Consider the following 21,849-nt stretch of genomic DNA (forward strand, 5'->3'; position numbering starts at 1 on the left):
GTTGGCACGGTTCTTGCTTTTAATAAAGTGTGCTTAACGGAAATGCTTCCGACAGAAGTGGGAAGATGTTTTGAGTAGTGATTTAATAAAAAGGAGATTTACGAATGGATATTCGATTAGCACGTATAGATGATCGTTTGATCCATGGGCAAGTTGCAACTGTCTGGTCTAAATTGACTGGCGTTGAACGTATCATCGTCATAAGTGACGTAGTAGCGAAAGACAAGTTAAGAAAGTTTCTTTTAAAAGAAGCTGCTCCACCAGGGATCATGGCAAATGTCATCACTGTTGAAAAGATGATCCAGATCTTTGAGAGTGGACTCTTAGCGCGAACGAAAGTGATGCTTTTATTTACTAATCCTAAAGACGTTGAGAAAATTGTCCAAAGTGGTATCCGAATTGATTCTCTAAATATCGGGGGAATGAGTTTTTCTGAAGGGAAGACCATGATCACAAATTTTGTGTCCGTCGATCAACGAGATATCGAAGCCTTTCATTTTTTGGATGGTCAAGGTGTGGAGTTGGAGATTCGGAAGGTACCCGCTGATCGGAAAATCTTTTTAATGGAATTACTGACCAAAGCCAAGAAAGCATAAAATTGTTGTTGCGTAACGGTCAAATGTATCTGTTGTAAAAGGCAAGCACTTATTTTTATTTTTGATTTTGTTACAACAAAAAGAAGTAGGAGGTATAAATATGGTAGGGATTATCCTAGCAAGTCATGGGCAATTTGCTGAAGGAATCTTACAGTCGGGTTCAATGATCTTTGGCGAACAAGAAAACGTCAAAGCTGTTGTTTTACAACCGAGTGAAGGTCCAGATGACTTGAGAGCCAAATTAGAAGAAGCAGTCGCTTCCTTCGATAACCAAGACGAAGTCTTATTCTTAGTTGATTTATGGGGCGGAACACCGTTCAATCAATCAAACACATTATTTGAAGAACACAAAGATAAGTGGGCAATCGTAAGTGGTTTGAACTTGCCTATGCTGATCGAAGCATATGCTTCACGTTTTTCAATGGAATCAGCACATGAAATTGCTGCTCATATCATTGAAACAGCAAAAGAAGGCGTGAAAGTCAAACCGGAAGAATTAGAACCAGTAGTAGAAACAAAAGCTGCGGCACAAGAAGCTGCACCTTCAGGAACACCTGGTAAGTTCACTTATGTTTTAGCACGTATTGATTCACGTTTGTTGCATGGACAAGTAGCAACTGCTTGGACAAAAACAACAAATCCAACACGGATCATCGTTGTATCTGATGCTGTAGCAAAAGATGAGTTACGTAAAAAATTGATCCAACAAGCTGCACCTCCTGGTGTAAAAGCACACGTTGTACCAGTTGAACAAATGATCAAACTTGCAAAAGATGATCAACACTTTGGCGGACAACGCGCATTGCTATTGTTTGAAAATCCTCAAGATGTCGTGCGTGCAGTTGAAGGTGGCGTACCATTAGAAACAGTGAACGTCGGATCAATGGCACATTCTCCAGGTAAAGTACAACCGAACAAAGTACTTGCTTTCAGTCAAGACGATATTGATTCATTCAATAAATTGAAAGAATCTGGCGTGAAATTCGATGTACGTAAAGTACCGAATGACTCTAAAGGAAACATGGATGAAATTTTGAAAAAAGCGCAAGAAGAACTAAAAAATCGTGCTTAATTAATTATCAGAAAAAATGGAGGATTACTATCATGGATTTAAATATTATTCAAGTGATCTTAGTCATCATCGTTGCATTTTTAGCTGGTATGGAAGGAATTCTTGATGAATTTCAATTCCATCAACCAGTTGTTGCATGTACGTTGATCGGCTTAGTAACTGGAAATCTAGTTCCTTGTCTTATCTTAGGTGGTACATTACAAATGATCGCTTTAGGTTGGGCAAATATCGGTGCCGCTGTCGCTCCCGATGCTGCATTAGCATCTGTTGCATCTGCAATTATTTTAGTTTTAGGTGGTCAAGGTTCAGCCGGCGTTTCTTCAGCAATCGCGATTGCTGTGCCACTTGCTGTTGCTGGTTTATTATTAACAATCATTTGTCGTACGATTGCGACAGCGTTTGTTCATTTGATGGATGCTGCTGCAAAAGATGGTAACTTTAGAAAAGTTGAATTATGGCATATTGTTGCAATTTGTATGCAAGGTGTTCGTATTGCGATCCCTGCTGGTTTGATCTTAGCTATTGGTGAAGGTCCAGTAAGAAGCTTGCTTGAATCTATGCCTGTTTGGTTGACAGACGGTTTAGCTATCGGTGGTGGAATGGTCGTTGCCGTAGGTTACGCAATGGTTATCAACATGATGGCTACAAAAGAAGTATGGCCATTCTTTGCAATCGGTTTTGTATTGGCAACTGTATCAGAAATCACTCTTATCGGTCTAGGCGCAATCGGTGTTGCTTTAGCTCTTATTTACTTGGCACTTTCTAAACAAGGTGGTTCAGGTAACGGCGGAAGCTCAAACACTGGTGACCCACTAGGCGATATCATCGATAACTATTAAAGGAGGCGTTCACGAAATGGCAGAAGAAAGAATTCAATTATCTAAAAAAGATCGTATTTCTGTTTGGTTGCGTTCGACTTTCCTTCAAGGATCATGGAACTACGAACGTATGCAAAATGGTGGTTGGGCATTCTCAATGATCCCAGCGATCAAAAAATTATATAAAACAAAAGAAGACCGTGCGGCTGCGTTGACTCGTCATTTAGAGTTCTTCAACACTCACCCATATGTTGCTTCACCAATTCTAGGGGTGACTCTTGCACTGGAAGAAGAACGTGCAAATGGCGCACCTGTTGATGATGTGGCGATTCAAGGGGTTAAGGTTGGTATGATGGGACCTTTAGCTGGTATCGGTGATCCAGTCTTCTGGTTTACAGTAAGACCAATCCTTGGAGCTCTAGCTGCTTCTCTAGCGATGGCTGGAAATATCTTAGGTCCAATCATTTATTTCGTCGCTTGGAATATCATCCGTATGGCATTTATGTGGTACACACAAGAATTCGGCTATAAAGCGGGTTCTAAAATCACAGAAGATTTATCTGGTGGTTTGTTGCAAGACATCACTAAAGGTGCTTCGATCTTAGGTATGTTCATCTTAGGTTCATTAGTTAACCGTTGGGTATCAATCGGCTTTGCGCCAGTAGTATCAAGCGTTAAACTTGACGAAGGTGCTTACATTGATTGGAGTAGTTTACCTGCAGGTGCAGAAGGTATCAAGAGTGCGTTGGAACAACAAGCAGCTGGACTTTCTCTATCTGACTACAAAGTAACAACATTACAAGACAACTTAGACAGCTTGATCCCTGGATTAGCTGCGTTGTTACTAACATTGTTCTGTATGTGGTTATTGAAGAAAAAAGTTTCACCAATCGTTATCATTCTTGGATTATTCGTAGTGGGTATCGTTTTCCACTTGATCGGATTAATGTAATCTAAGGCAATAAAAGACTAAATAAGCTGTGACAGAAATCAATCATTGATTTTTGTTGCAGCTTTTTTCATAGAATGCGACGAGACTTTACTTCAGCTTTCTTCTGATCGAATGGTGGACGATTGTGGAGAACCGTTTATTGGAGATAGTATCTATGCTCGAAAAGGTATACTATTTATGATAAGATGTCTTTGATATAGAAGTAAAAAACGTGAAATTAAAAGGATGGCTAAGCTGAACGAATAGCCAAATCATTGAAACGGTACGACTTCTAAGTACTGTAACTTTAGATTGATTAGAAATGGAGTGCTTGAAATGGTACAATCCCTGAATACAAAAGTTGACTTAACGATGAATGCGACATCTTATCTAGGTGTGGCAGAATATGGGAAGATCATGATTGGTGATAAAGGTTTTGAATTTTACAATGATCGTGATGCGCGGAAATTCGTCCAGATCCCATGGGAAGAGGTAGATGTCGTGATTGCCTCAGTGATGTTCAAAGGAAAATGGATTCCACGTTTTGCGATTCGCACAAAGAAAAACGGAACTTATTCATTTTCTGCAAAGCATCCTAAAGAAGTTTTGCGAGCAGTTAGAAAGTATGTCGATCCTAGTCACATGGTCCGCTCGTTAAGTTTAGTTGACGTAGTCAAACGAGGCGTGATCGGTATTTTCAAGCGTAAATGATCTGTAGTTAGCCCTCATCGTTTGCCTGCTATTTATTTCTTATGATAAAATTAAAGAGTAAAGAGGGAGGTTATACGATGAGTTGGTTATGGACATTGATTGTTGGTGCAATCATTGGAGCGATTGCTGGAGCAATCACAAGTAAAGGAAATTCAATGGGATGCATCACAAATATTATTGCTGGTTTGATTGGTTCAACGATCGGTCAAGCGATTTTTGGCAACTGGGGACCAAGCGCTGCTGGTATGGCACTTATTCCATCTATTTTAGGGGCAGTGATTTTAGTTGCAGTTGTTTCATTTTTCTTTGGTAAAAGATCTTAGAAATGAAAGTCTAAAGCGTTTTGACTTGAGGGGAAAGCTCAAGTCAAAACGCTTTGTTCGTTTCTATTGAAGGAATTTATCTTTCCTATGCCTTTAAAAAAGAAAGTTTGCTATAATGATAAAAAGAGTGCAAAGAAAGAAGGAATTTACACATGATGTTACGAGTAGAAAAGTTACGCAAAAAAATGCGAGAAGCGAATCTAGATTCATTTTTAGTGACAAGTCCTTACAATCTCCGCTATTTGACTAATTTTACAGGAACGACTGGGTTAGCGGTCATCACATTAGAGAAAGCCTTCTTTATTACGGACTTCCGTTATACAGAACAAGCAGCTGCGCAAGCGCAAGGTTTTGAGATCATCAAAAATGTCGCGCCGATTTTTGAGGAAGTCGCTGATTTGACTCGAAAAGAAGGATTGAAGAATCTAGCATTTGAAGAACGTACAGTTTCATTTTTAGAGTATTCAGTATTGGAAGAATTACTGGATGCAGAGTTGATCCCAGTTTCTGACATGATCGAAGAATTACGGGAAGTAAAAGATGAAGATGAATTAGTAATCATTGAAAAAGCTTGTAGCATCGCTGATATGGCTTATGATCATATCCTTAAAATGATCCAACCAGGGATGACAGAGATCGAGGTCGCGAATCAATTAGATTTCTATATGCGTTCACTAGGTGCATCAGGTGTGTCTTTTGAAACCATCGTGGCAAGTGGTGTTCGTTCAGCAATGCCACACGGAGTGGCTAGCCAAAAGATCATTGAACAAGGTGATTTGATCACGATCGATTTTGGTTGTTACTATGAAGGATACGTTTCTGACATGACACGTACGTTTGCAATCGGCGATCCTGGAGAACAATTGAAAGAAATCTATCAAATCGTTTTAGATGCCCAATTGGCAGTTCTAGAAGCAGCGAAACCTGGAGTGACAGGTATCCAACTGGATGCAGTAGCAAGAGACTACATCAGCAAATACGGCTATGGAGAAGCATTTGGACACTCCACTGGCCATGGTATCGGTTTAGAGATCCATGAAGGTCCTAATGTATCTGCGCGAGCAGAGAAACCATTTGTTGTGGGCAATGTCATTACGGATGAACCAGGAATCTACTTACCAGGAATCGGTGGCGTCCGAATCGAAGATGACTTATTGATCACTGCTGAAGGAAACCGGGTATTGACTCACTCACCAAAAGAATTGATCATTTTGTGATAATCAGCGTTTTTCAATAAATGTAAATGTCAAAACTCAGACTTTGTTATAGAAAATGGGCTCATTTAATGATACACTATAAGAGAAATCAAGCGATTGTAAACGGCGCGTTTTTTCACGCATGACTGATTTACAGGCGACAGTTTTCCTAGGTACATGACTTCGCTTTTTGAAGTGAAAGATGTATGTAGGCAAAAGGAGGAATAAATAAAAATGGCAGACGAAAAAAACTTAGTCTTACATGCTAATCAAGATTTAGGAGAAATCGTGATTGCACCAGAAGTGATCGAAGTCATTATCGGTATTGCAGCTTCTAAAGTCGAAGGGGTCTACGGAATGCGTGGGACTTTTGCTAGCAATGTCACAGAATTGCTAGGTCGCGCAGCGCATGGTAAAGGTGTATATTTAGTCAATGACGAAGAAGGTTTGAAAGTTGACTTATATTGTTATTTAGAATATGGCGTATCAGTACCAAAAGTAGCGATGGAAATGCAGGATCGTGTTCACCAAGAAGTACTTTTCATGACCGACATTGCATTAGCTGAAGTCAATATCCATGTCGTAGCAGTTGTACCAGAAAAATTGGAACAACCAGCAATCGATGAACTTTTTGAGGACGAAGAGGAAGAAAATGAATAAAGAGTTATCAAGACACGAGATCCGCGAGATGGCATTACAGGCATTGTTCCCATTAGATTTCAACACTGATCTGACAAAAGAAGATGCAATTTTCAATGCGATCGAGTTGGACCATCAAGAGATGATCAATGAAGAGCAATCAGAATTTGTTCCAGTATATCTAGACACACTAGTTGGTGGCGTCTGTGCAAAAAAAGCATCGTTAGACACGATCATCGAAAAGCATTTAAAAAATAATTGGCGGATCAACCGCATTTCCAAAATGGATCTGATTATTTTAAGAATCGCGATTTTCGAAATGATGTACGTGGATGACGTGCCTGCAACTGTTGCATTGAATGAAGCAATCGAGTTAGCTAAAACATTCAGTGACGACCGTTCACGTAAGTTTGTAAATGGTATGTTATCGAATGTGTTAAAAGAATTAGAAGCTGGGGCGTAAGTCCTAGCTTTTTTCTATGATAGTTAGTAAATCTGGTTATGTTACAAGTGGTTTATATGGTAGAATGAAAGCAAAAATATCTGGGAGTGATCGTATGTCAGAATTGATGAATGGAAAAGAATTAGCAGAAAAAATGCAAGCAGAACTTGCGTTAAAAGTAAAAGAGCTTAATGAACGACAGATCAATCCCGGATTAGTTGTTTTATTAGTTGGAGAAAATCCAGCAAGTCAAGTCTATGTTCGTAACAAAGAACGAGTTGCGAATCAATTAGGTATTTATTCAAAAGTAGAGCGTTATAGTCAAACAATCTCCGAAGATGAGCTTCTAAATGAAATTGAAAAATATAACAATGATCCACGCTTCCATGGGATCCTTGTGCAATTGCCTTTACCAAAACATATTGATGAAGAGAAAGTGTTATTAGCAATCGATCCGAAAAAAGATGTTGATGGTTTCCATCCATTGAATCTAGGACGTTTATTTGCAGGGAATCCTGATAAGATCCCTTGTACGCCTTATGGGATCATGAAGATGTTTGAAGCATATGATATTGATTTGACTGGCAAGCGTGCAGTAGTGATCGGTCGCAGTAATATTGTCGGTAAACCCATGGCGCAACTTTTGTTGATGGCTGATGCGACAGTCACCATTGCTCATTCAAAAACGAAAGACCTTCCAGCGTTAACTCGTGAAGCAGATATACTCGTAGTAGCGATCGGGCGTGGCCATTTTGTAACAAAAGACTTCGTCAAACCAGGTGCGGTAGTTGTCGATGTAGGGATGAATCGGAATGAGGATGGAAAACTGATCGGTGATGTCAAATTCGATGAAGTCGCTCCTCTTGCAAGCTATATCACGCCTGTCCCTAAAGGAGTAGGTCCAATGACGATCACGATGTTGATGGCACAAACGGTCCAATCAGCTGAAGCAGAGCGAGGAGAGTTATGACGCAAGAATATTTAACAGTTACCACCTTAACCAAATATTTGAAACGAAAATTTGAAGCAGATCCATATCTGGAAAGAGTTTATCTAACTGGCGAAATCTCGAATTTCCGTATGCGAGCGAATGCGCATCAATATTTCAGTTTAAAAGATGATCATGCAAAAATCTCTGCGATCATGTTCAAAGGTGCTTTCCAAAAGTTACGTTTTCAACCAAAAGAGGGAATGAAAGTGTTGGTGATCGGTCGGATCTCCCTTTACGAAGCCAGCGGTTCTTATCAAATTTACGTGGAACATATGGAGCCTGATGGCGTCGGTGCGTTATATCAAGAGCTAGAAGAACGAAAAGAGAAATTGATGAAAGAAGGTCTATTTGCTGGACCTAAAAAGGCATTGCCGAGATTTCCAAAACGCATCGCCGTTTTAACAAGTCCTAGTGGTGCGGTCATTCGTGATATTATCACGACGGTCAAACGCCGCTACCCAATCGCGCAACTTGTTTTGTTCCCAACTGTTGTGCAAGGAAACCAAGCAGCAGATGATGTCGTCCGCAATATCCAACGCGTTGAAGCGTTAGGAAATTTCGATACAATGATCATCGGACGTGGTGGTGGGTCGATCGAGGATCTTTGGCCTTTCAATGAAGAACGGGTGGCTCGTGCGATTTATCAAGCAAAAACACCGAGCATCTCTTCTGTCGGTCATGAGACAGATACGACGATTGCTGACTTAGTGGCTGATGTTCGAGCAGCGACACCGACGGCAGCAGCTGAGTTGGCTGTTCCAGTATTATCGGAAGAGTTGATGCGGATCAAGGAAAGACAAGCCCGCTTAGAGCAAGGGTTTTTACGCCAAATCCAACGAAAACAAGAGCGGTTTGCCCGCTCAAGACAATCCTATGTCTTTCGCCAACCTGAACGACTTTATGAGGGACAAACGATCAAACTAGACCAATTGCGGCAACGCTTGTATCAAGCAACGCAACAAATTTACCATGCAAAAGAAAAACAAACCATGACCTTAAGACATCAGTTGCAACAAGTTGCACCAATTTATCGAGTGAAATCAGCCAAGCAAGAAACGAGCTACTTAGAAAAACGACTAGAAGAAAAAATGTACCAATATATGCAACAACAGCAACAAAAGTTTCAACAGACGGTTCAATCACTTGATTTACTTAGTCCTTTAAAAATCATGGGTAGAGGGTATAGCTACACCACGTTGCATGATCAGGTGGCAAAAAGTGTCGATGAGATCCAAGTCGGTGATGAGTTAGTCATTCATTATGCAGATGGACAGGTCAAAGGCAAAGTGGAACAGATCAAAAAGGAGACAGAATAAGATGGCAAATCCAACATTTGAAGAATCATTGCAAGAATTAGAAAAAATCGTCATGCAATTAGAGCAAGGAGACGTTCCATTAGAATCAGCGTTAGATGCGTTCAAAAGAGGAATGGAATTAAGTAAGCAATGTCAAGATACTCTTTCTAAAGCAGAAGAAACCCTTACAAAAATGATGACTGAGACGAATGAAGAGATCACTTTTGACGAGAAAGAGGGGACACAATGAAACTAACCGATTTTTCTGCGACGCACCTTCCTTTGGTAGAAGAAGAAATGGTTTCTTTCATTACGGAATATACTTCGGATGAACGCTTGAAAGAAAGTATGATCTATTCGATCCATGCAGGAGGAAAAAGAATCCGCCCACTTGCTTTATTAGCAACCGTGGCTTCTTTTGATGCCAAGATCGATGCTTCAGCTTATCAAGTAGCAGCAGCATTAGAGATGATCCATACGTATTCATTGATCCATGATGATCTTCCAGCAATGGATAACGATGACTTGCGTCGAGGAAAACCAACCAACCATAAAGTCTATGGGGAGGCAATCGCAATTTTAGCAGGGGATGGATTATTGACGGGTGCCTTCCAGTTGATCAGCATGACCCACTTAACGAACTCACCAAAATTGTTATTATTGCAACAATTGGCTGTTAGTGCTGGGACACAAGGCATGGTTGCAGGACAAGCGGCAGATATCCAAGGGGAAACGAAAGATTTGACGCTAGAAGAACTAGCATTGATCCATGAACGAAAGACTGGACGTTTGATACGTTATGCTTTGCTAGCAGGTGGGATTTTAGCAGAACAACCAGAAGAAGTTTTGGTACAATTACAACAAATTGCCGCTCATCTTGGGTTAGCTTTTCAGATCCGTGATGATTTATTGGATGTGACTAGTACGACAGAAGCATTAGGAAAAACAGCTGGCAAGGATGAACGAGCGGACAAAAATACGTATCCACGCTTATTAGGGATCGAGCAGACAAGAGCTGCGTTGCAACGAGAAATCCATTCCGCCAATAGGATCATTGCCGAGTTAGAACAAGAAGTTTGTTCATTTGATGGAGAGATTCTTCGTCAGTTGGTCAAACGATTTGATGAGAAGTGAGGAAGAGGATGGAAAAAGAACGAGTAGATGTATTAGCCGTCAAACAAGGGCTATTTGAAACAAGGGAACAAGCAAAACGTTCCGTGATGGCAGGGTTGATCTATAATGAAAAAAATGAACGTTTTGATAAACCAGGAGAAAAAATCCCCGTTAGTAGTGAATTAAAAGTCAAAGGGAAAAAATTGCCGTATGTTTCTCGTGGTGGGTTGAAACTAGAAAAAGCATTAAAACAATTTGATCTAACAGTCAAAGATAAAGTATTGCTTGATATTGGGGCATCCACAGGAGGGTTTACCGATGCTGCCTTACAAAATGGAGCAAAAATGAGCTATGCCTTAGATGTAGGCTACAATCAGTTAGCATGGAAAATCAGACAAGATCCAAAAGTGGTCGTGATGGAACGTGTTAACTTTCGTTATGCAAAACCTGAAGACTTTGATCAAGGTGTACCAGAAGTCGCTGTCATTGATGTATCATTCATCTCTTTGAAGCTGATGCTACCGCCATTACATGCAATTTTGAAGCCAGAGGGTGAAGTCATTGCATTGATCAAACCACAATTTGAAGCAGGTAGAGAAGCAGTCGGTAAAAACGGCATTGTTCGAGAAGCAACAACCCATCAACAAGTCATCGAACAAATTTTGACGTTTGCCACAGAGCAAGGGTTTGATGTATTAGATCTAAGTTACTCTCCTATTACAGGTGGAGAAGGAAATATTGAATTTTTAGCGCACTTAAAAAAAGTATCAGATAAAGGAACGATCTATGCGAACGTTGATCCAGCTCACATCGTTGAAATGGCTCATGAACAATTCACGCATAAGCGGTAGTCTGAAAATTGACAAAAAAGACTATGAGTTCTTCTTTATTAAGCGCTTAAAATAAGCTATCATTGAAAGAAGAAGGATTGGTGAAGGAGCGGATTGAGCATGAGAAAAAAAGATCGACATCGTTTGATTACTCGATTACTAAATGAACAAGATATACGTAAACAAGAAGAATTTGTTGAAATATTAAAAAATAAAGGGATTTCTGTTACACAAGCAACGATCTCAAGAGATATCAAAGAGCTTAAATTGATCAAAGTTCCCGCAGTTGATGGTGGCTATCGCTATAGTCTGCCTGCTGAAACAAGTGAAGATGTGAGCACAAAGCTAGAAAAACTATTGAAGGACGCATTTGTAGCAGTTGACCAGATGGAAAAATTTGTTATTTTAAAGACTTTACCGGGCAATGCTTCTGCAGCTGCAAATTTAATCGATAAACGTTACAAAAAAGAATTATTCTCGATTATCAACGATGATGACAATGTGTTGATGATCACACGATTGGAAGAAGATGCTGTTCAATTAAAGAAAGATTTTCTGCATTACCTTTAATCTAAGGAGTGATTGCAATGCTACAAGAAATCAGTATCACCAATTTTGCGATTATTCCTGAATTGCGTTTGTCGTTTCATGAAGGAATGACAGCATTAACAGGAGAAACCGGAGCCGGCAAGTCAATTATTATTGATGCTTTGGGCTTATTAGCAGGTGGTCGCGGATCAAGTGATTATATTCGTCAAGGTGCCGATAAATGTATTCTGGAAGGGTTGTTTGAATGGCCTAAACAAGAAGGTTTTGAAGCTTTGATGGAAGAGTTAGGGATTGAGTCCGATGGTTCAAATCTGATCGTCCGTCGAGATATGTCTTTAGCAGGTAAGAATGTTTGTCGAGTGAATGGACATATCGTGACATTAGCGAATTTGCGACGCGTAGGTAGTTATTTAGTGGATATCCAAGGTCAAAATGAACATCAGGAACTATTACAACCTGAATCACATCTTGTGTTACTTGATCGTTTTGGAGACTCGACATTTCAACAGAAAAAAAGAGCGTACCAAGAAGCCTATCAAGCGTATCGTGAACTTGAAAGAAAAGTACGTAAGATCCAACAAAACGAAAAAAACTATGTCCAACGTATCGATATGTTGAATTTCCAACAAGAAGAAATCGCAGCCGCCCAATTAGAAGTTGGTGAAGAAGAAAAACTTCGAGAAGAGCGCGATAAATTAAGTAATTATCAAAAAATCGTCGATGGTTTAGCTACTGCTTATGGGGCGCTCAGTGAAGGCGAACAAAGCAGTCTTGATGGGGTGGGAATGGCTGTTTCCGAGATCCAAAGTATTGCCCACCTTGATTCAGAGTATGAAGCAATTTTTGATAATATCCAGAGTGCCTATTATTTATTGCAAGATGCAGTAGGGGACATGAGCAGGCAAATCGATCTGCTTGAACTGGATGAGAATCGTTTGGAAGAAGTGACGCAACGCATGGAAACGATTCGTCAATTGAAGCGTAAATATGGCGATTCAGTTGAAGCTATCTTAGCCTACTATGAAGAAATCACAGAAGAATTAGATTCATCTGATTTTACAGAAGGTCAACTTGATAAAATGAAGAATGAACTGACCCAAAAAGAAGAGTGGGCGTTTCAATGTGCAGAAGAACTCCATCAAGCAAGAAAAGCGATCGCCAGTGACTTAGAACAGTCAATTCTGCGCGAATTAAAGAGTCTTTATATGGAAAACACCGAATTTGAAGTTCGTTTTTCAACACAAGCAAATGGACGCTTAGATGAGCAAGGTTTTGATATTGTCGAATTTTATATCACGACAAATCCAGGAGAACCATTGAAGCCACTAGTCAAGGTAGCATCAGGTGGGGAATTGTCACGAGTATTACTTGCTCTGAAAACCATTTTTTCTTCGGAACAAGGTGTGACTAGTATCATTTTTGATGAAGTTGATACTGGTGTTAGTGGCAGAGTGGCACAAGCCATTGCAGATAAAATATTGAAAATATCCAAATATTCCCAAGTACTTTGTATCACGCATCTCCCTCAAGTGGCGGCGGTAGCGGATTATCAATATTACATTGTAAAAGAAGTCGTCGGTGGAAGAACACAAACATCCGTCGCCGAATTAGCCGCAACCGAAAGAGAAAATGAAATCGCACGAATGTTAGCGGGAAGTGAAATCACGCCTTTAACGATCGAACACGCCAAAGAGTTGTTACGTTTGGCGAAAAAATAAATAAAAAATAAAAATCACCCTTTGCCTACATTGGCTAGGGTGATTTTATTTTGCTTTTTTAAGGAATAGAGGTAACAAAACAGTTGAAATCTTTCCCGACAGAAAAAATAATTAGTTATTTTTATATTGTATTTTATTATATTTTTTTTTTGATTTTGAGAATGAAATTTGTAAATCCAAAAGCTGTCGATAGTCAATCAATAGTTAATTCGCTTACAAAGTCCTATCATTTTTAAGCATAAAAATTTTGTTTAATGACAAAAAGATAAAGTCAGTAGTAATGTTTTCCCAGATTTTGATTATGTTTGAAAAAAAAGCACTACACATAAATTAGTTTAAACGTATGATTATTGAAAATAATTCTTTTTTGAACGCTAAGAACAGATACTTGAGGTTAGTAGGAAAAGGATGTCATAAATAGTCTAAAGTATTTCTGTAAATAAACAAGAAATATTATCTGTGTAACTACTACGGATAAAAGATAGGTTTGTAAGAATGTAATAGATTAGTAAATGAATAATACGAATATTCTTAGATCAATAAAAGCTATCATTGATTCACTTAAAGTATTGTATTAAAAGTATCGTCATATCGTCTATGTAAATGATTCGTTTCCGCTGGTGATTTATTTGTTATAGAAATAGCAAACTCAATGATTATTGTTCGTTGTTTTTGTCTAAATGGTGGTTACGTCGTATTTTTACTCATAGAGAATACCGACAAGAAAGGGAGGAAGGGACAATTCATTTAAAATTTTTTTGTAAATGGGTGATTTAGGAACATCCACTTTAGAAGTTTCCTAAGAAAAAGGATTGGAACAAAACAAATATATAAAAATGCGAGGAGTGTAAGATATGCCAATAATTGATTTCAGAGAAACCGGTGGAAAGTTCATTAATCGAATGCATGACGCTAATAAGACAAATACTCAAGAAGATTTGAGTAGATTAGCTGTTCGCATAGGAAATGAATCCTTAAATGTGAGAGCAAACCCAATTATTTCTTATCTTTATTATTCGACAGGTATTCTTCAAAATATAACACTACAGCCGATAAATCAAAGGAATGATCGAATTGTAGGAAATGCAAGCACCTCATTTGGAGAAAGAAATCAAGAAAATCCTTCGTTTGATTTAAATACTAGAGCAAATGCAACTCAAAGCTATCGTAATGTATTACAGAGCATTCCCCAAGTCAGTATAGATCAAAGAGTTACAGCGCCAAATGAGCTAGCTAATGTGACAGGTACGGTTCCTAAACAATTTAATAGTGAGTATGTTTCTAAAAAGAAATTGAAATTTAAACGTAAAGAATCAAGTGAATATAAGGGCAATACATCTCGCAATACAAGTGATGTATTGCAACAATCCCTAAATGAAAGTAGACAGATCAATCCAAGACAACAGCGTGCGCTCTCCAAGAAATCCTCCTATTTAATCAAGAAATTCACAAGTGAGTTACATGATCAGAGAGTAAAAATTCTGAATAGTATTCAAAAAGATGAAATGTTTAAGTCTGAAGTAAGATCATCCAACCAAGAGCAAACATCCCAAACAAAAGACAATGAGCTAACGAATAATGGGCATACTTCCTGGCAAGAAGAAAAGTTTCACTTGTCACAGGAAGGTGTAGATTCAATTAAGAAAGATACAAGTGAACTACATGATCAGGAAGTAAAAAGTCTGAATACTATTCAAAAAGATGAGACTTCTTTTGTTTATAAAATCCATAAGTTTGAAGCAAGACAATCCAATCGAAATCAGGGAACAGACTCTCGTAATCGAACAACTAATATGGAAAATCAGGGAATGACAAAGAAATTTGTAGAAGGTTCTCAGCAAGCCTCTTCATCCCAAACAAAAGATAGTCCAAATTCAGATTTTAGATTGCGAGAAGAAAATGAGTCAACAAGCACTGGAATAGCGTCATGGCAAAAAGGAAAGTATCACTTGTCACAGGAAGGTTTAGATACAACTCAGAAATCGACGATTGAACTACAGGATAAGGTAATACAAAGTTTGAAGAGTATTCAAAATGATGACATATCTAAGTTTGAAGCAAGACCATCCAAGCGAAATCAGGGAACAGACTCACGTAATCGGACAATCTATATGGAAAAACAGAGAATGACAAAGGAATTTGTAGAAGGTTTACAGCAAGCCACTTCATCCCAAACAAAAGATAATCCGAATTCAGAGGTCAGTTTTACAACGCATGGAGAAAAAGAAATTGACACAGTTAAACTGCGCAATCTCAATGATAATCCTGTATTTGAAGCAAGAAATATAAGAGGTGAAAACGAAGAAAGCTTAACACACGGTATAGGAGAAAGTCTAATCAAGTTCGGAGAGCAAGCATACCCTTATCGTTCTAAGGATGAAATATATCAACAGGCGATTCCTACGCAACCGTCTCAAAATAAATCACAGGATCTGTATCACAGCTTGGCGAATCAAAAAACTATTGATTTAAAAGATACGCGGACAGGTGAATATATTTTAAAAATGATAGAATCATCGGATGGACAGAATTTCCCCGCAGAATTGAAGGATTTTTTGAAAGATTTACAGCAAGCTCCTTCATCCCAGACAAAAGACATTCCAATTCCAGACTTTAGATTGAGAGAAGAACATCATATAGCAAGCAATGGGATCGATTCTTGGCAAAAAGAAAAGTCTCATTTGTCACAGGAAAGTTTAGAACCAATGAAGAAAGAGTCAAGGGAACTATATGATCAGTTGGTACACGGCACGAGCAGCAAAAAAAAAGATGTGACTTCTTTTGTTTATGGAACGCCTAAATTTGAAGCCAGAGCATCCAAGGGGGATCAGAGAGCAGAATCACTCGATCGACTAACGAATATAGAGAATCCAGGAATCTTTAAGAAGTTTTCAGATGGGCTAAGCATCGATCAATTTTCGTCAGCCAAAGAAAAAAACAACATTGATAAAAATCCACAAACGTTTATTGAAAAACAAAACGGAAATAAGCCAAGGTTATCTATGCTTGTAGGGAATGCTAAAGTAAAAAGTCAAAATATAATTAATCAAGAAAAACAGCGTCCAAGAGCAAATCGAAAAGAACCAAGTTTGAGCATATAGTTAATTGAAGACAATAAAAAGATGACTAAAAAATTAGGATAGTAGTACTTTTCTACCACAAACGTTATCAAGGCTAACGGGAAAACAGAATGTTAACTACGGTAAATAATGAATGCCAATTAAATAAATAGAAGGAGTGAAAGGAATGCCAGGAGAAAATCATAACGAGAGAATAGGACGATTCAACAACAGTGTTATAGACAAGCAAGATCCGCATGGGTTAGAGCGTGAGTTAAGGGCTCTGAGTAATCAAAGAAGATTTCATCTGAATAGAGGGAAATTTTCTGCTTTCACGGGAGCGGTATACGCAACCAGTGTGTTAAGTATGTTAACACCAGTGGTTGCGCATGGCCCTAATCGATTGAATGTACCAAAAGAAAAAAACAACGAAATGAAAAGAACTTCCGAACAATCAATGGATTATCTACGCACCTCCAACATCACAACTAGTCATACACAGAGCAATAACGTTTCCCCTCACAACATGACAATTGATTTAAAAAATACACTTAACCACTGGGACGTTGAACTTAACAATTTAATGGTTTCAAATAAAAAGGATATTAATAAAAATGTTCCTCAGAGATCACGAAGAACACCAAATCAGCGAAGCCAATTTAGAAATCTTACAGCAGAAAATGCTGCAGAACAACTTAAAAATACTTTGAAAGGTATTGTTGAGGAAATCCAGAAGCCCCCGACGTCGATTGGCCCAGCAAATCTACCCTTAGAAGAAATCCAGAAGCCCCCGACGTCGGTTGGAGCAGCAAATCTACCCTTAGAAGAAATCCAGAAGCCCCCGACGTCGGTTGGCCCAGCAAACCTACCCTTAGAAGAAATCCAGAAACCCCCGACGTCGATTGGAGCAGCAAACCTACCCTTAGAAGAAATCCAGAAACCCCCGACAGCGGTTGGACAAGTAAATCTACCATTTGGGGAAGCCCAGAAGCCTCAAACAGCGATTGGACCAGTTAAAAAAACGTTTGAGGAAATGTCCAAGCCTAGCACAGCACTTGAACGATTGGATCACCCTCCCAAGATAAACGAGGCATTTTGGGATAAAGTAACTAAAGTCTTTACTGATTTTTTCAAGCAATATGAAACACCAACTGATAGAGGTGGTGGGCAAGGAGCAAAGGATCAATCCATGTTGTCGTATGTTTCAAATTTGATGTCTTTTGCATTACCTGATCTCCAATTATTTACTATTAATCTAGGGAAAGCAAATAAAGACAATATATCACCCCAATCGTTTGATCAACCTACTTCCTCTGACCATAGTTTGGGACAAGAAAATTTTGCAACTCAAATTTTGGATGCAACAAAAACGCTAATCAATGTGTTTACGAACCATGATTTATCTAAAAGATTATCGAAGGAGATAGCAAGTTACAAAAACCTGAGGGATGAGCAAAATTCAGGGCTTACGCCAGAAGCGAAGATTTCAAGCCAATCCAATCAACGTCAATTTGATTCTCAGCCTGGAATGAGCAATTTCAAAAATACTGAGGTAATTCTTCATCCTCAGGCTACTGATATCCCTGTTTCAAGTAAGAAAGAATTAGAACAAGAGTACTTAAAAAGAAGAAGAGAAGTGATAAAGCAATGGGATGAGCCAGATAGAGTGAAGAATCAAAGAGAAATGTCCGCAGATCGCGAAAATTCACATCTGGCAAACAGTGTGGAAAGAATGACGACTAATAAAGAAGTGGGAATCGATCCGAATAATTTCGATACGAGATTAGAAAAAAACTTTAATAAATTTAAAGAAGCTATGATAGGAACACAGAAAAATTCTCGGCAGAATTTGGCTTTAAATAATCGACATTCGAATCCATTGCCCAATACTTTGATGAATCAACAATCTACTCAAACAGCAACAGGTAAAAAAGTGTCAACCTTAGAGAATAGTGGGGCTCAATATCAGAAAAAGCAAAAAGAAGGAAGTAATCAAGTAAGATTCGAACAAGTGGGTCATTCAACACGGTCGGGGGCTGGAGTTCGAAATGAAAACAAGCAAAGTTTTTCGATGCTAACAAGTGATGCGAGAGTAAAAAGCCAACATAAAAATATATCGAATCAAGCAAGGCAGCAACAAAGAACAAACAAAAAAGAGGTTAGTTTAAGTATGTAGTCATCAATGTGACAGACTCTTGATAACAGCTAATAACAGGAAATGGAGGTTGCGCCAAATTTGGCGCAACCTCCATTATTTTTACATAACACTGATTACAGCAGTTAGAACGACTGAACCGATTGTCAAAATCAACATTGTCCAAATCACTAATTTTGTGACTTTCGCAAAAGTGCTTGTTTGTTTTTTTTCTCGCATCGTGATTACCTCGATTTATTATTGTTATCTTGATTTTACATGCTTTTCACTGATTCTACAAGAGGGCATCTCTATAAAAACTTACCTTTTTTTAAATAATAAGTGGTCAGAAGTGAAATGATCACGGTCAATAGTATCAACCAAAGGAAAGCATCATCCCTTTCGGCAATTGGTAGTTTAATGTTCATGCCGTAAATGCTTCCAATGATTGTTGGAATCGTTAAGATAATCGTTAAAGAAGTTAAAATTTTCATAATATTATTCAAGTTGTTTGAAATAATGGCTGAAAAAGTTTGGTTCATCTGTTCGACAAGCTTCAAGCGGATACGAGCGGTGGTCTTTGCTTGTTCTGTTTCAATGATCACGTCTCTGAGGTGATTCATCATCGCGTGATTATTTTTTACCGATTGGTTCTCGGCTAATTGTTGTAACGCTTCAAGATTCGAGGCAGTCGCTTCTTTGAAATAAACCAAGCTTTTTTGGATATCCATGATTTGATACAATTGTTTATTTTCAGTTGACACTTTTAGTTGTGTCTCCAACAGATCGCATTGGGCAAGTAAGGTAGAGAGATAGGTGTTATAGGACTGAGTGATCTGCCAAAGTAACTGCATAAAAATATTTAGAGTTGTCGAAAGATCGTTTCTTTGAAACGTTTGATGAAAGACTTTTTTCAAAAAAAGTGGTTCGTGATTCGTAATTGTGATAAGCTTCTTTTTGGGCGTGAGAATAATCGAAAACGGATAAGTATCTACTTGGAAATATCCGCTAGGACTAGTTTTTGGAAAAGGGTATTGTAATAATACTAATGCTGGTTTTGTTAGCTTTTCTTGATTAAATTCTTCTACCCGGGAGTTTTCTGCATCGTCTAAGACAGACGTGAGGTAATCTTTAGGTATTTGGAACTGTTTGATCAATTGATTGATTTCTTCTTCTGTTGGTCGCTCGACACAATACCAAATGGTTTCAGCCGTTTCTTCCATTGAATCAACCAATTTCTGGTCTTCAAGTGTGAAATACTTTATCATTGGGAACCTCCTCAATACTTCTTTCTTCTATTATAACCAATTCTTGAAAAGAACACATTGAAAGAGACTACCCACTGATCATCAATCTTGATTGGTCAAAAAATGGCTGCAACAAAATAATAAAACAGTATAAATTTAAACTAAATGAAATCGTTGTGTAAACTAAATCACGTATACTGAACGCAACGATAAAAAAGGAGATTTGTCGAATGGGCAGTTTTTCACCACTTGTATTGTTTTGGTACATCTTTCCGGCAATCGTGATTTTTGGTTGTCAATTTCTAGTAAAAATGTTTGCATTGACTCGTCGTTTCAAAGTCAAAGCACCTGATTTAGCCGTTCCTTTTTTGTGGGGAGGCATCCACGCATTGTCTCGTAATACCGCTACGTCTTCATTTTTGCCCTTTTTATTGATCACCATCCTTTTAATGGCAATCTGTATCGCGTTATTCCAAGCTTATTACTATGACGAACTTGTGTATTCACGTTATTTCAAAATGACTTGGCGTCTTACTTTTTTGGTGACATTAGTCATGTATATCGTTTTGATCGTCCTAAACATCCTTTCGTTTCTCTAATATGGCGCAATCAGGCTGTTAAAAGACTTTAAAAAATCTTTTAGCAGCCTGATTGTTAAAATTTTTTTTACTAATCAAAAAGTTATTCTCAGATTTCCCATAAAAGGTGGTAGAAAGTGGGGGATTGTGGTAGACTGATTTTAGTTAGTGGAGGATTGGGGGTAGTTTCGATGTTAATGGGCGAATTTCGGCATAATATTGATGCAAAAGGTCGCTTGATCGTGCCTTCAAAACTGCGCGAAGAATTAGGCGAACAATTCGTGTTGACTCGTGGATTAGATGGCTGTCTTTTTGGCTATCCGATAAGCGAATGGAACGAATTAGAGTCGAAACTCAATGATATGCCCCTAGCAAAGAAAGACGCTAGAACCTTTGTCCGTTTTTTCTACTCAGCAGCTACAGAATGTGAGTTGGACAAGCAAGGACGTATCAATATCCCTAATACATTAAGAAACTACGCAACAATAACGAAAGAGTGTGTCATTGTTGGTGTGTCAAACCGGATCGAAATTTGGGATGAAGCCAAATGGCAAGAATTTTCAGAAGCTGCGGAAGAAAACTTTGATGAAATCGCTGAAAATATGATTGATTTCGGATTATAAGAAATAGGAAGAGGCTGACCAATGACTGAAACATTTCAACACTATACAGTCATGTTAAAAGAAACGGTAGATGGACTTGCAATCAAACCGAACGGAATTTATGTGGACTGTACACTCGGCGGAGCCGGGCATAGCGAATACTTATTAAGCCAACTGAATACAGAGGGTCATCTTTATGCGTTTGATCAAGATCAAATAGCAATCGATCACGCAAAAATCCGTTTGGCTGAGTATGTCGAAAAAGGTATGGTCACTTTTATCAAAGCAAATTTCCGTGAGCTTGAAGAGCGCTTGACTGAATACGTACCTAAGGTCGATGGGATACTTTACGACTTAGGCGTGTCTTCGCCACAATTAGACGAAGCAGAACGTGGATTCAGTTATCATCAAGATGCGCCTTTGGATATGCGAATGGATCAATCGGCACCTTTGTCAGCATATCATGTGATCAACGAATATCCTTACAACGAATTAGTAAAGATCTTCTTTCGTTATGGAGAAGAAAAATTTTCAAAACAAATTGCCAGAGAAATTGAACGGGTGAGAAAAGATCATCCGATTGAAACAACCGGGGAATTAGTAGAAATCATCAAACAGGTGATTCCTGCCCCAGCAAGACGAAAAGGCGGTCATCCTGCAAAACGCATTTTTCAAGCTGTGCGAATTGCAGTCAATGATGAGCTAGGTGCGGAGGAAGCCTCTTTAGAGCAAGCAATCCGCTTATTGAAGGTCGGTGGCCGGATCAGTGTGATCACTTTCCACTCATTAGAAGATCGGATCGTCAAAAACATGTTCAAAGAATATAGTACGGTCAAAGATTTACCACCAGGGTTGCCGGTCGTACCTGATGAGTTCCAACCTGAATTAAAAGTGATAACGAGAAAACCGATGTTGCCATCTGAAGAAGAATTGGCAGAAAACAATCGTTCTCGTAGTGCAAAATTGCGTATCGCTGAAAAAATACGAGAGAAAGAGGAGTAGAAG

The 21,849-nt window shown here is 38.7% G+C and carries 23 protein-coding genes; 21 read left to right on the top strand and 2 right to left on the bottom strand.

Features of this window, described 5'->3' with window-relative positions; all coding sequences use genetic code 11:
• Positions 1-104: 104 nt before the first annotated feature.
• The 18 genes from IGJ14_RS03790 to IGJ14_RS03875 all read left to right on the top strand — a co-directional run bounded on the left by IGJ14_RS03790 (position 105) and on the right by IGJ14_RS03875 (position 18,459).
• On the top strand, positions 105-596 hold the full coding sequence (locus IGJ14_RS03790; RefSeq protein ID WP_195273375.1) for a mannose/fructose/sorbose PTS transporter subunit IIB: 492 nt from the start codon (positions 105-107) through the stop codon (positions 594-596).
• Positions 597-696: 100 nt separating this feature from the next.
• Positions 697-1,668, top strand: coding sequence for a mannose/fructose/sorbose PTS transporter subunit IIA (locus IGJ14_RS03795; protein WP_010736008.1), 972 nt, complete (start codon positions 697-699; stop codon positions 1,666-1,668).
• A 32-nt stretch (positions 1,669-1,700) separates the two neighbouring features.
• Positions 1,701-2,507 carry a PTS mannose/fructose/sorbose transporter subunit IIC gene (locus IGJ14_RS03800; RefSeq protein WP_010736007.1) on the top strand — a complete coding sequence of 269 codons (807 nt, stop codon included), beginning with the start codon at positions 1,701-1,703 and terminating at the stop codon, positions 2,505-2,507.
• 16 nt (positions 2,508-2,523) lie between these two features.
• Positions 2,524-3,438 carry a PTS system mannose/fructose/sorbose family transporter subunit IID gene (locus IGJ14_RS03805; protein WP_019724014.1) on the top strand — a complete coding sequence of 305 codons (915 nt, stop codon included), beginning with the start codon at positions 2,524-2,526 and terminating at the stop codon, positions 3,436-3,438.
• A 315-nt stretch (positions 3,439-3,753) separates the two neighbouring features.
• Complete coding sequence (locus IGJ14_RS03810; protein ID WP_019724013.1) at positions 3,754-4,128, top strand: DUF956 family protein; 375 nt, start codon at positions 3,754-3,756, stop codon at positions 4,126-4,128.
• Between the two features lie 77 nt (positions 4,129-4,205).
• Positions 4,206-4,451: a GlsB/YeaQ/YmgE family stress response membrane protein gene (locus IGJ14_RS03815; RefSeq protein WP_010736004.1), complete on the top strand. Its 246-nt coding sequence runs from the start codon at positions 4,206-4,208 to the stop codon at positions 4,449-4,451.
• A 152-nt stretch (positions 4,452-4,603) separates the two neighbouring features.
• Entirely contained in the window at positions 4,604-5,668 is a 1,065-nt protein-coding gene (locus IGJ14_RS03820; RefSeq protein WP_104776846.1) for a M24 family metallopeptidase, read from the top strand.
• Between the two features lie 213 nt (positions 5,669-5,881).
• Entirely contained in the window at positions 5,882-6,307 is a 426-nt protein-coding gene (locus IGJ14_RS03825; RefSeq protein WP_010736002.1) for an Asp23/Gls24 family envelope stress response protein, read from the top strand.
• Complete coding sequence (nusB, locus tag IGJ14_RS03830; protein ID WP_010736001.1) at positions 6,300-6,749, top strand: transcription antitermination factor NusB; 450 nt, start codon at positions 6,300-6,302, stop codon at positions 6,747-6,749. Before IGJ14_RS03825 ends, nusB begins: the two co-directional genes overlap by 8 nt.
• Before the next feature lie 94 nt (positions 6,750-6,843).
• The gene (locus tag IGJ14_RS03835) at positions 6,844-7,698 is read left to right on the top strand and encodes a bifunctional methylenetetrahydrofolate dehydrogenase/methenyltetrahydrofolate cyclohydrolase (protein ID WP_066026049.1); all 855 of its coding nucleotides are present in this window, start codon (positions 6,844-6,846) and stop codon (positions 7,696-7,698) included.
• Positions 7,695-9,035, top strand: a complete 1,341-nt coding sequence (gene xseA / locus IGJ14_RS03840) for an exodeoxyribonuclease VII large subunit (RefSeq protein WP_108145738.1) — start codon at positions 7,695-7,697, stop codon at positions 9,033-9,035. The genes IGJ14_RS03835 and xseA overlap by 4 nt, the downstream gene beginning before the upstream one ends.
• Before the next feature lies 1 nt (position 9,036).
• Positions 9,037-9,264: an exodeoxyribonuclease VII small subunit gene (locus IGJ14_RS03845; protein ID WP_010735998.1), complete on the top strand. Its 228-nt coding sequence runs from the start codon at positions 9,037-9,039 to the stop codon at positions 9,262-9,264.
• Entirely contained in the window at positions 9,261-10,148 is an 888-nt protein-coding gene (locus tag IGJ14_RS03850) for a polyprenyl synthetase family protein (protein WP_108145737.1), read from the top strand. Before IGJ14_RS03845 ends, IGJ14_RS03850 begins: the two co-directional genes overlap by 4 nt.
• Before the next feature lie 8 nt (positions 10,149-10,156).
• Entirely contained in the window at positions 10,157-10,978 is an 822-nt protein-coding gene (locus IGJ14_RS03855) for a TlyA family RNA methyltransferase (RefSeq protein WP_010735996.1), read from the top strand.
• 99 nt (positions 10,979-11,077) lie between these two features.
• Entirely contained in the window at positions 11,078-11,527 is a 450-nt protein-coding gene (locus tag IGJ14_RS03860) for an arginine repressor (RefSeq protein WP_010735995.1), read from the top strand.
• A gap of 17 nt (positions 11,528-11,544) precedes the next feature.
• On the top strand, positions 11,545-13,224 hold the full coding sequence (gene recN, locus IGJ14_RS03865) for a DNA repair protein RecN (protein WP_066026046.1): 1,680 nt from the start codon (positions 11,545-11,547) through the stop codon (positions 13,222-13,224).
• An 854-nt stretch (positions 13,225-14,078) separates the two neighbouring features.
• Positions 14,079-16,325, top strand: coding sequence for a hypothetical protein (locus tag IGJ14_RS03870; RefSeq protein ID WP_104776851.1), 2,247 nt, complete (start codon positions 14,079-14,081; stop codon positions 16,323-16,325).
• Positions 16,326-16,470: 145 nt separating this feature from the next.
• Positions 16,471-18,459 carry a hypothetical protein gene (locus tag IGJ14_RS03875; protein WP_195273376.1) on the top strand — a complete coding sequence of 663 codons (1,989 nt, stop codon included), beginning with the start codon at positions 16,471-16,473 and terminating at the stop codon, positions 18,457-18,459.
• An 81-nt stretch (positions 18,460-18,540) separates the two neighbouring features.
• On the opposite strand, the gene IGJ14_RS03880 is transcribed toward IGJ14_RS03875, so the two are convergent.
• Entirely contained in the window at positions 18,541-18,657 is a 117-nt protein-coding gene (locus tag IGJ14_RS03880) for a DUF4044 domain-containing protein (protein WP_010735989.1), read from the bottom strand.
• A gap of 71 nt (positions 18,658-18,728) precedes the next feature.
• A complete protein-coding gene (locus IGJ14_RS03885) occupies positions 18,729-19,685 on the bottom strand; it encodes a magnesium transporter CorA family protein (protein WP_010735988.1) in 957 nt (318 codons plus the stop codon).
• Positions 19,686-19,894: 209 nt separating this feature from the next.
• Here IGJ14_RS03885 and IGJ14_RS03890 point away from each other — a divergent pair, with 209 nt between their 5' ends.
• The 3 genes from IGJ14_RS03890 (at position 19,895) to rsmH (ending at position 21,846) form a co-directional block, all read left to right on the top strand.
• On the top strand, positions 19,895-20,263 hold the full coding sequence (locus IGJ14_RS03890; protein ID WP_019724001.1) for a DUF3397 domain-containing protein: 369 nt from the start codon (positions 19,895-19,897) through the stop codon (positions 20,261-20,263).
• A 170-nt stretch (positions 20,264-20,433) separates the two neighbouring features.
• Positions 20,434-20,865, top strand: coding sequence for a division/cell wall cluster transcriptional repressor MraZ (gene mraZ, locus IGJ14_RS03895; RefSeq protein WP_195273410.1), 432 nt, complete (start codon positions 20,434-20,436; stop codon positions 20,863-20,865).
• 21 nt (positions 20,866-20,886) lie between these two features.
• Positions 20,887-21,846 (top strand): 16S rRNA (cytosine(1402)-N(4))-methyltransferase RsmH, encoded by a 960-nt coding sequence (gene rsmH / locus IGJ14_RS03900; protein WP_065095669.1) that lies wholly within the window; start codon positions 20,887-20,889, stop codon positions 21,844-21,846.
• The last annotated feature ends 3 nt before the right edge of the window (positions 21,847-21,849 follow it).

This window comes from Enterococcus sp. DIV1304_2 (assembly GCF_050555445.1).
GTDB classification, from domain to species: Bacteria; Bacillota; Bacilli; order Lactobacillales; family Enterococcaceae; genus Enterococcus_B; species Enterococcus_B pernyi.